Here is a 9,715-nt window from a genome sequence, read left to right on the forward strand (position 1 = left end):
GGTCGTGGTCGTTGCCTCACCGACATGGTCGAATACCTCGCGCCGGCCGGCGACCGCCCGGTCTCGGGCACTCTGCTGGTCACCGGCGAGGGCACCTACCGGGAGAACGCCGCCGACGCCAACGGCGTCATGCAGTCCAACGTGCAGCGCCGGGCCGAGGTCGAGGTCGCGTTCCGCTGGGGCACCGGCTACGAGCGCACTGTCGAGTGCTTCACCAACACCATTCGCAACGCCCACGGCGGCACCCACCGCAAGGGCTTCGAGCGGGCCCTGGCGCGCACCCTCGCCGAGGCCGCCCGCAACACCCGCGGTCTGCTCAAGCCCAAGGAGGACGCGCCCACCCTGGACGACGTCCTGGAGGGCATGACGGCCGTGGTGCACGTGCGGATCCCGGAGCCCCAGTTCACCTCGCAGACCAAGGACGAGCTCTCCACCGCGGGCATCACGAAGGTGCTCCAGGGCCTGGTCGAGGCGCACCTCAAGGCGTGGCTGGAGGACCGGAAGACCAAGGCCGAGGCCCGCACGGTGCTCCAGAAGATCGTCGACGCGGCTCGGGTCCGGCTCACCCAGAAGCAGCAGAAGGACGCCGCCCGCCGCAAGACCGCCCTGGAGGGCGCGTCGATGCCGGCCAAGCTGGTCGACTGCCGGGCCACCGGGGTGGACCGCAGCGAGCTGTTCATCGTGGAGGGCGACAGCGCGCTCGGCACCAGCCGGATGGCCCGCTCCTCGGAATACCAGGCCCTGCTGCCGATCCGCGGCAAGATCCTCAACGTGCAGAAGGCGAACCTCCAGCAGGTGCTCGACAACGCCGAGTGCGCGGCGATCGTGCAGGTGCTCGGCGCCGGCTCGGGGCGCACCTTCGACCTCTCCGCGCTGCGCTACGGCCGGGTGCTCATCATGGCCGACGCGGACGTGGACGGCGCGCACATCCGGACCCTGCTCATCACGCTCTTCGCCCGCTACATGCGCCCGCTCATCGAGGCGGGCCGGCTCTACGCGGCCATGCCGCCCCTGCACAAGATCACCACCAAGGGGCGCAACCCGCAGACCGTCTACACCTACACCCAGGCCGAGATGGAGGCGACGGTCCGCAAGCTGGAGAAGGCCGGCAAGCAGATCGTCACGCCCATCCCGCGGTTCAAGGGTCTCGGCGAGATGGACGCCGACGAGCTGTGGGAGACCACCATGAACCCGGCCACCCGGGCGGTCCGCCGGATCACCCTCGACGACGTCGAGGCCGCCGAGCGGATCCTCGAACTGCTCATGGGCGAGAAGGTCGAGCCCCGCCGCAACTGGCTCATCGAATCGGCCGACCTGGTCGACCGCGACGCCATCGACGCCTGACCACCGGGTTCTTCGAAGGGAAAGCTGAACCATGGCACGCCGTAAGGACGACCGCGCCAAGGCGGACCTCTCCGCCTTCGACCAGGCCGGCGCCCGGGTGTTCGACAACCCGCTGGTCAACGAGGTCTCGGACTCCTACCTGGAGTACGCGTTCTCGGTCATCCACTCCCGGGCCCTGCCCGACGCCCGGGACGGGCTCAAGCCGGTGCACCGGCGCATCCTCTGGTCGATGCACGAGCAGGGCCACCGCCCCGACCGGGGCCACGTGAAGTCGGCCCGGATCGTCGGCGACGTGATGGGTAAGTACCACCCGCACGGCGACGCGGCGATCTACGACGCGATGGTCCGGCTCGCCCAGGACTTCTCGCTCAACGTGCCGCTGATCGACGGGCACGGCAACTTCGGCTCGCCCGACGACGGCCCGGCCGCCGCCCGCTACACCGAGGCCCGGATGTCCCGCGAGGCCATGCTGCTCGTCGGCGAGCTGGGTGAGGACACCGTCGACGTCGAGCCCAACTACGACGGCTCGCTGACCCAGCCCACCGTGCTGCCGGCGGCCTTCCCCAACCTGCTGGTCAACGGCGCGTCCGGGATCGCGGTCGGGATGGCCACCAACATGATCCCGCACAACCTGGCCGAGGTGGTCCAGGCGGCCCGCTGGCTGATCAACCACCCGGACGCCACCCTCGACAAGCTCATGGAGTTCGTCCCCGGCCCCGACCTGCCCACCGGCGGGCTGCTGCTCGGCCTCGACGAGGTGCGCCGGGCCTACGAGACCGGGCGCGGCGTGGTGCGGATGCGGGCCCGGGTGCAGACCGGCCCGCTGGAGGGCAGCCGGGGCCGGCAGGCCATCACGGTCACCGAACTGCCCTACGGGGTGGGCGCGGAGAAGGTCATCGCCGCCATCACCAACGAGGTCAACAAGACCAAGCGGCTGACCGGCATCGCCGACGTCAAGGACCTCACCGACCGGGAGAACGGCACCCGGCTGGTCATCGAGTGCAAGGTCGGGGTCAACCCGCAGGCGCTGCTGGCCGACCTCTACCGGCTCACCCCGCTGGAGCAGTCCTTCGGCGTCAACAACCTGGTCCTGGTGGACGGCCAGCCGCAGACGCTGGGGCTCAAGGAGCTGCTGGAGGTCTTCCTCGGCCACCGCTACGAGGTGGTCACCCGGCGCAGCGCCTACCGCAAGCGCAAGCGCGAGGAGCGGCTGCACCTGGTCGACGGCCTGCTGATCGCCCTGCTCGACATCGACAAGGTGGTCCGGCTCATCCGGGCCAGCGAGGACGCCCAGGCCGCCAAGGACGGCCTCATGCAGAAGTTCAAGCTCTCCGAGATCCAGGCGACCTACATCCTGGACACCCCGCTGCGCCGGCTGACGAAATACGACCGGCTGGAGCTGGAGGCCGAGCAGGAGAAGCTGCGCGGCGAGATCGCCGAGCTGTCGAAGATCCTCGACGACCCGAAGGTGCTGCGGAAGCTGGTCTCCGACGAGCTGGCCGCCGTGGTGAAGCAGTTCGCCGCCGACCGCCGCACCACCCTGGTCGACGGCGACCTCAAGGAGGTCCTGGCGGCCTCCGTGCCGGCCGGCCCGCTGGAGGTCGCCGACGACCCCTGCCAGGTCATCCTCTCCGCCACCGGGCTGGTCGCCCGGACCGCGGCCGAGTCGGAGGAGGCCGCCGAGGCGCGCCGCCGCAGCGGCCGGGTCAAGCACGACGCCGTACGCGCGGTGGTGCACTCCACCGCCCGCGGCCGGGTGCTCCTGGTGACCAGCGCCGGCCGGGCCTTCAAGATCGACGTACTGCCGCTGCCGGTGCTGCCCGAGCAGTCCGGCACGGTGTCGCTGCGCGGCGGCATGTCCGCCGCCGAGCTGGTGCCGCTGGAGCCCGGCGAGACGGTCGTCGGGCTGGCCCCGCTCGGCCCGCCCGCCGAGGGCTCACCCGGCCTGGCGCTCGGCACCCGGCAGGGCGTGGTGAAGGTCTGCGCGCCCGAGTGGCCGGTCCGCTCGGACGAGTTCGAGGTGATCTCGCTGCGCGACGGCGACGAGGTGGTCGGGGCGACCTGGCTCACCGAGGGGGCGGAGACCCTGGCGTTCGTCTCCTCCGAGGCGTCGCTGCTGCGCTTCGCGGCCTCGGTGGTCCGGCCGCAGGGCGTCAAGGGCGGCGGCATGGCCGGCATCAACCTGCCGGCCGGGGCGCGCGTGGTCTTCTTCGGCGCGATCCGCACCGACGACCCGGGCCACGGTGAGCCGATGGTGGTCACCTCGACCGGCGCCACGGTCAAGGTGACGCCGTTCAAGGCGTACCCGGCGAAGGGGCGGGCGACCGGCGGCGTGCGCGCCCAGCGGTTCCTCAAGGGCGAGCTGGACCTGGCCGTGGCCTGGATCGGCCCGCGCCCGGTGGGCGCCACCGCCACCGGCGACCCGGTCGAGCTGCCCCCGGCCGATCCCCGTCGCGACGGCTCCGGCTTCGCGGTGATGCTCGGCCCCACCGTCGTCGGCCACCAGATCGACCGCGACTGACCCGACACGCGCGGAGGCCCGGCGGCAACCACCGCCGGGCCTCTGCCGTCCCGCGAACCGGGGGTCAGAGCTCGGGTTCGGGGCCGCGGCGGGAGGCGGGGGTGGTGCCGCGGAGGCGGGCGATGAGGCGCATTCCGTGGTAGACGACCAGGGCCGCGGCGGTCCCCAGGGCGATGCCGTTGAAGGAGAGGTCACCCGCGGTCAGGGTGTAGTTGGCCGCGCCGACGATCACCGCGACCGCGGCGGTCATCAGGTTGACCGGGTCGTGGAAGTCCACCCGGTTCTCGATCCAGATCCGGGCGCCCAGCACGGCGATGAGGCCGTACAGGGCGGTGGTGGCGCCGCCCAGCACCCCGGCCGGCACGGTGAGGATCAGCGCGCCGAACTTCGGGCAGAGCCCGAGCAGCACCGCCGCGAACCCGGCCACCCAGTACGCGGCCGTCGAGTAGACCCGGGTCGCCGCCATCACGCCGATGTTCTCCGCGTACGTGGTGGTGCCGGAGCCGCCGCCGGAGCCGGCCAGCACGGTGGCCACACCGTCACCGAGGAACGCCCGGCCCATGTCCCGGTCGAGGTTCCGCCCCGTCATGGCGGCGACCGCCTTGACGTGCCCGGCGTTCTCCGCGATCAGCACCAGGATCACCGGGATGACCAGCACCACGGCCCGCAGGCCGAAGGTCGGCGCGTGGAACTGCGGCAGCCCCACCCAGGCGGCCTCCTTCAGCGTGCTGACCGCCGTCGCGTCGAGGCGGCCGAGCAGCGCGGCCAGCACCCAGCCGACCACCACGCCGAGCAGGATCGACAGCCGGGCCAGGAAGCCGCGGAAGAGCACCGTGGTGACCAGGATCGCGACCAGGGTGATCACCGCGATCAGGGGCTGCGCCTTCACCCCGGTGCCGCTGCCGCCGCCGTCCCAGGCCACCGGGGCCAGGTTGAGCCCGATCAGGGCCACGATCGCGCCGGTCACCACCGGCGGCATCAGGGCGTCGATCCAGCGCGCCCCGGCCAGTTGCACCACCACGCCGACCAGCGCCAGCGCCGCGCCGGCCACCACGATGCCGCCGAGCGCCGCGCCGATGCCGCCGTCGGTCTTCGCGGCCAGCACCGGGGCGATGAAGGCGAACGACGACCCCAGGTACGAGGGCAGCCGGTTGCCGGTGATCAGCAGGAACAGCAGCGTGCCCAGCCCGGAGAAGAAGAGCGTGGTGGCCGGCGGGAAGCCGGTGATCAGCGGCACCGTGAAGGTGGCGCCGAACATGGCGACCACGTGCTGCACGCCGACCCCGACCGTGCGCGGCCAGGACAGCCGTTCGTCGGGGTGGACCACGTCGCCGGGGGTGACGGAGCGTCCGTCACCGTGCAGGGTCCAGGGGGACCAGCGGGAGGTGGGGGACTGGGTCATGGGCCGCCCTTCGCGTCGTCAAGGTGACGGGGGCGTGATCGACCCTGAGAGTTGTTTCTAGCACGGCGGCCGCCCGGGCTCGGGGCCGGCCCGGCGTCAGGCCACCCCGGTGGGACGGAACTGGACGCTGACCCGGGGGCCGACCGGCCGGGCGGTCTTCGGGATCGCGTGCTCCCAGGTGCGCTGGCAGGAGCCGCCCATCACCACCAGGTCGCCGTGGCCGAGCGGGAAGCGCAGGCTGCTCCCGCCGCCGCCTCGGGGCCGCAGCAGCAGCGGCCGGGGCGAGCCGAACGAGACGATGGCCACCATGGTGTCGGTGTGCGCCGAGCGGCCCAGGGTGTCGCCGTGCCAGGCCACGCTGTCCCGGCCGTCCCGGTAGAGGCACATGCCGGCGGTGACGAAGGGCTCGCCCAACTCGGCCGCGTAGTGCCGGGTGAGCGTGTCGCGCGCGGCGGTGAGCACCGGGTGGGGCAGTGGCCGGCCGGCGCCGTACCAGCAGAGCAGGCGGGGGACGTCGACCTCGGCGTCGTACATGGTGCGGCGCTCGGCCCGCCACGGCACCTCGTGCAGCAGCGTGTCGAGCACCGCGTCGGAACCCGCCACCCAGCCGGGCAGGTGGTCGACCCAGGCCCCCCGGCTCAGCTCGTGCCGGCGCAGCCGGCCGGCGAGCGGGCCCAGGGCCGGACCCTGCTCGGCGAAGTCGAGCATCGAGGGCTGGTACGCGACGTCGGACACGCCGCCGATCCTACCCCGGCCATCGAACAGGCGTACGAGGATCAGCGCCGCAGCAGCCGGCGGACCGGGCCCCGGACCGCCTGCTTGACCCGTTCGCGCAGCTGCTGGGCGCGCAGCGAGTCGGCGGTCTCCCGCAGCGCCGCGTTCTCGTCGCGCAGCCGCTGGATGCGGGCCAGCAGCTCGGCCGGCGCGGTGGCCTCGACCGGGCGGACCATCGGCGGGTAGGTCGTCTCCCGGACCTGCTGGTCGAAGCGGGTGGCGCTGTCTCCGTCGGCGAACGAGTGACCGAGGTCGTGCTTGGCGAGGAACGCGGTGAGCGTCGCGAAGCGCGCCTTGTGGCCCTCGTTGAGCGCCGTGTAGTCGGCTTCCTCGTAGAGCTGGGCGGCGTCGATGTCGGCCGGCACGTCCCGCATGATCCGGTGCGGGATGCCGAAGTAGCGGGCGAGCTCCAGGGTGCGTGAGTCGTGCGCGAAGAGGTAGCCGGGGGTGCCGGAGATCAGCGCCGTGATGGTGCCGTGGATCCGGGTGCCGAAGGCGAAGTCGAACCCGGACAGGTATTCCATCCAGGTCCACGGGTCGACGAACATCCGCACCTTGTCCTCGACGAAGAACGGGTGCGAGGTGTGCACCGGGATGTCGCTGCTGCGGCCCCGCAGTTCGGGGGCGTCGCCGTAGAGCAGGGTGCCCAGGGTCCGCAGGTCCTGCGGCAGGTAGCGCAGGTTCGGGTAGCGCTCGTGGTGGTGCCGCACGATGCCGGCCATCGAGGAGACGTACGGCGAGATGGTCAGCGCCACCCGGTCATCGGGGGTCAGCGCCGGCTTGCTCTTCTCGATCCGGAAGCTGTCGCCGTGCAGGAACATCGACGGGCAGCCGATCTGCTCGACCGCGGAGAAGCCGAGGGTGCGCAGGTAGCTCTCGGTGACCTCGCCGCGTACGCCGATGCTGTGCGAGCGGTCGAGCACCGCCCGGCAGAAGGCGGTGACCGCCTCGTCGATCGGCCGCAGGTACTCCCGGTTGCCGTCCACGTCGGTCTGCACGCCGACGCCGAGGACCACCACGGGGATCTTCAGCCGCTCGATCAGCCGGGTCATCGGGGCCAGCCGGTGCGCGAAGCTGCGGCGGAACGCGTTGGCCAGCGGGATCACGAAGACGTCGTACTTCTCGTTGATCTCGTCGGCGTCGCGCGGGTCGGCCCGGAACCGGGACGACGTGATCTCCGCGGTCGAGGTCGCCAGCAGCTTGTGCGCGGCATGGCTGAAGACCAGGTTGCCGTTGTTGTCGCCGATCCAGTTCCCCGCGAAGGTCTCCTCGGGCGTGAAGACGTCGAACGGGCCCTTACGGGCCCGCAGCAGGATCCGCTGGTGCATCCGGGTTGCTCACCTTCCGTCCCGGGCACGGCGTGCCCGGCGGGAATCGCGGCGGCCGTCCGCGCTCCCGCGTGCAGGAACGGCGAGTCTATGTTATTGACCCGGCCGGCGGCAGCCCGCACATCGGGCGGCTGACCGCACCGATCGGCGACCCCGGATACCACCGGGTAGGGTGCCCCGGGTGACAAGCGCCCCGGCCACCCGTGCCCCCCGGCTGCCGTCGCTGACCGGGCTGCGCTGGATCGCCGCCCTGCTGGTCTTCGCCTTCCACGTCGGCACCATGCGGATCGTCGCCGAGCCCGACGTCACGGCGGTGCTGGACAAGGCGTTCGCCCTCGGCCTCTCCGGGGTGGAGTTCTTCTTCATCCTCAGCGGGTTCGTGCTGGTCTGGTCGTACCGGGACGGCGAGCCGCGGCACACCTTCCTGCGCCGCCGGCTCGCCAAGATCTACCCGAACCACCTGGTGACCTTCGCGGTGGCGCTGGCTGTCGCGTTCTGGTTCGCCGACCCGGTCGCCCCGTGGGCCGCGGTCGGCAATCTCTTCCTGGTGCAGGCCTGGATCCCCCTCGACGGCTACTTCTACAGCGTCAACAACGTGAGCTGGTCGCTCTCCTGCGAGCTGGCCTTCTACCTCTGCCTGCCGCTGGTGCTGCCGTGGCTGCGCCGGGCCCGCACCGGCGCGCTGTGGGCGGTGGTGGTCGCCGTGCCGCTGCTCATCCTGGCCCTCTGGCCCGCCCAGTTCCTGGTGCCCGAGGAGAGCCGCTGGTGGTTCACCCAGGTCTTCCCGGTCACCCGCTCCTTCGAGTTCTGGCTGGGCGTGGCGGCCGCCGAACTGCTGCGCCGGGGCCGCTGGCGGGGGCCGAACCTCACGGTGGCCAGCCTGCTCTTCGTCGCCACCTGGGCGGTCGCGGCGCTCTGGATCCGCGCCGAGTTCTGGGCGGCCCTGCTGGCGGTGGCCTACCTGCTGGTCATCACCGCTGCGGCGGACGCCGACGTGCGGGGCCGGCGCACGCCGTGGCGGTCCCGCCCGATGGTCTGGCTCGGTGAGGTCTCGTTCGCCTTCTACCTGGTCCACGTGCTGGTGATGAAGACCGTGCTGCGGCTCACCGGCGACTGGGGCACCGGGCTCCGCGGGTGGTGGGGCCCCCTCGTGGTGCTCGCCTTCCTGCTGCTCAACCTGCTGCTCGCCGCGGCCCTGCACCGCTGGGTCGAGATGCCGCTGATGCGCCGCCTCGGCCCGCCGCGCCGGGCCCGCCGGGCCGCGGCCACCGCCGGGCCGGCGCCCTCCGTGCCCGCCCCCCGCGCGGCCCCCGCCACCCTGACCAGACCCGTCGAGTACGCCGGGCGGCGCGACCCGGGCTGAGCCGGGCGCCTCCTCCCGCGGCTCGCGTGCGCCACCGTCCATCAAGGACGATGTCTTCATCTGGGCGGCGCGACACGCCCGGCGGCCGTGCGAATCTGCCGGAATCGGCGATAGTTTGTACCCGTGCTGCCGATCGCGCTCACCTGTCCCGTGTGGTGGGTGGCGCGCTGGACCGCCCGCACGCTGGCCAGCCTGGCCGTGCTCGTCGCCTGCTCGTTCGGCGCGGCGACGCTGCCGGTCGACGGGGCCGCGACCGCACCGGCGGCACCTTTCGTGGTGGCCTCCGTCGAGGGCCTGACCCTCCGTACCAGCGCGGTCGAGGCCGGGCAGGACCTCCGGGACCGAGCTGGCCACACCGTCGTCGGGCAGGACTTCAGTTCCGGGGCGGCCGTCGACGGGCAGGCCGTGCCGGCTGCTGGGCCCCGGCCCGAGGTGGCGCCCCCGGCCGTGAGCCGCCCGGCGGACCGGTCCCTCGTCCTGGCCGGGCTGGTCCCGGCGACCGTCGGCTCCCGGGCCCCGCCCGAGCGCTGACCCCGCCCGTGGGCCGTCGGCCCGCGTCCACCGCACGCACCGAACCTCACCCCCGCACCCGCCTGTCGGCGACCGGCCGCAGCACCATTCCCCCGGTGTGGCCCCGCCGCTCCCACGGCTCGTGCGGACACCTCTCCGCCACGTTCTCTCCCGTGAGGTGCCGACCATGCCGCAGACCGTTCTCTACCACTTCCTGACCGAGGTCCCCGAGGCCGCCGCGATCTGGTCGGCCCTGCTCGTGCTCGCCCTCGGCGTGCTCGCCGCGCTGGTCGCCCGCCCGGAGCGCGACGGCGGGTCCGATCCGGCCCCCGACCCGGCCGCCGAGGAGGCCGCCCGCCGGACCGACCTGCGCCGGTACGCCGACGAGGTGGCCGTGGCCGTGGCCGTGCCGCTTCGATTGGCCTGCCTGGGCGTAACCAACGCGCTGGCGATGCTGCGGCTGCTGCCAATGA

The 9,715-nt window shown here is 72.9% G+C and carries 6 protein-coding genes and 2 pseudogenes; 5 read left to right on the forward strand and 3 right to left on the reverse strand.

The window, feature by feature from the left end:
- Positions 1-15: 15 nt before the first annotated feature.
- Positions 16-1,344: pseudogene (locus ABZV78_RS21460) on the forward strand (toprim domain-containing protein); the annotation flags it as partial.
- Positions 1,345-1,375: 31 nt separating this feature from the next.
- Entirely contained in the window at positions 1,376-3,865 is a 2,490-nt protein-coding gene (locus ABZV78_RS21465; protein ID WP_355641073.1) for a DNA topoisomerase IV subunit A, read from the forward strand.
- A 64-nt stretch (positions 3,866-3,929) separates the two neighbouring features.
- Here ABZV78_RS21465 and ABZV78_RS21470 read toward each other — a convergent pair whose 3' ends face one another.
- From ABZV78_RS21470 to ABZV78_RS21480, 3 genes are all read right to left on the reverse strand, one after another.
- Positions 3,930-5,267: a solute carrier family 23 protein gene (locus ABZV78_RS21470; protein WP_355641075.1), complete on the reverse strand. Its 1,338-nt coding sequence runs from the start codon at positions 5,265-5,267 to the stop codon at positions 3,930-3,932.
- 96 nt (positions 5,268-5,363) lie between these two features.
- On the reverse strand, positions 5,364-6,002 hold the full coding sequence (locus ABZV78_RS21475) for an alpha-ketoglutarate-dependent dioxygenase AlkB (RefSeq protein ID WP_355641077.1): 639 nt from the start codon (positions 6,000-6,002) through the stop codon (positions 5,364-5,366).
- Positions 6,003-6,043: 41 nt separating this feature from the next.
- The gene (locus ABZV78_RS21480) at positions 6,044-7,369 is read right to left on the reverse strand and encodes a polysaccharide pyruvyl transferase family protein (protein WP_355641079.1); all 1,326 of its coding nucleotides are present in this window, start codon (positions 7,367-7,369) and stop codon (positions 6,044-6,046) included.
- A 181-nt stretch (positions 7,370-7,550) separates the two neighbouring features.
- On the opposite strand from ABZV78_RS21480, the gene ABZV78_RS21485 reads away from it, so the two are divergent.
- The 3 genes and pseudogenes from ABZV78_RS21485 to ABZV78_RS21495 form a co-directional block, all read left to right on the forward strand.
- A complete protein-coding gene (locus ABZV78_RS21485; protein WP_355641081.1) occupies positions 7,551-8,732 on the forward strand; it encodes an acyltransferase in 1,182 nt (393 codons plus the stop codon).
- 123 nt (positions 8,733-8,855) lie between these two features.
- Positions 8,856-9,263: a hypothetical protein gene (locus ABZV78_RS21490; protein WP_355641083.1), complete on the forward strand. Its 408-nt coding sequence runs from the start codon at positions 8,856-8,858 to the stop codon at positions 9,261-9,263.
- A gap of 166 nt (positions 9,264-9,429) precedes the next feature.
- A pseudogene (locus ABZV78_RS21495) lies at positions 9,430-9,715 on the forward strand (hypothetical protein); the annotation flags it as partial.

This window comes from Micromonospora sp. NPDC004540 (assembly GCF_040610095.1).
Taxonomy (GTDB): domain Bacteria; phylum Actinomycetota; class Actinomycetes; order Mycobacteriales; family Micromonosporaceae; genus Micromonospora.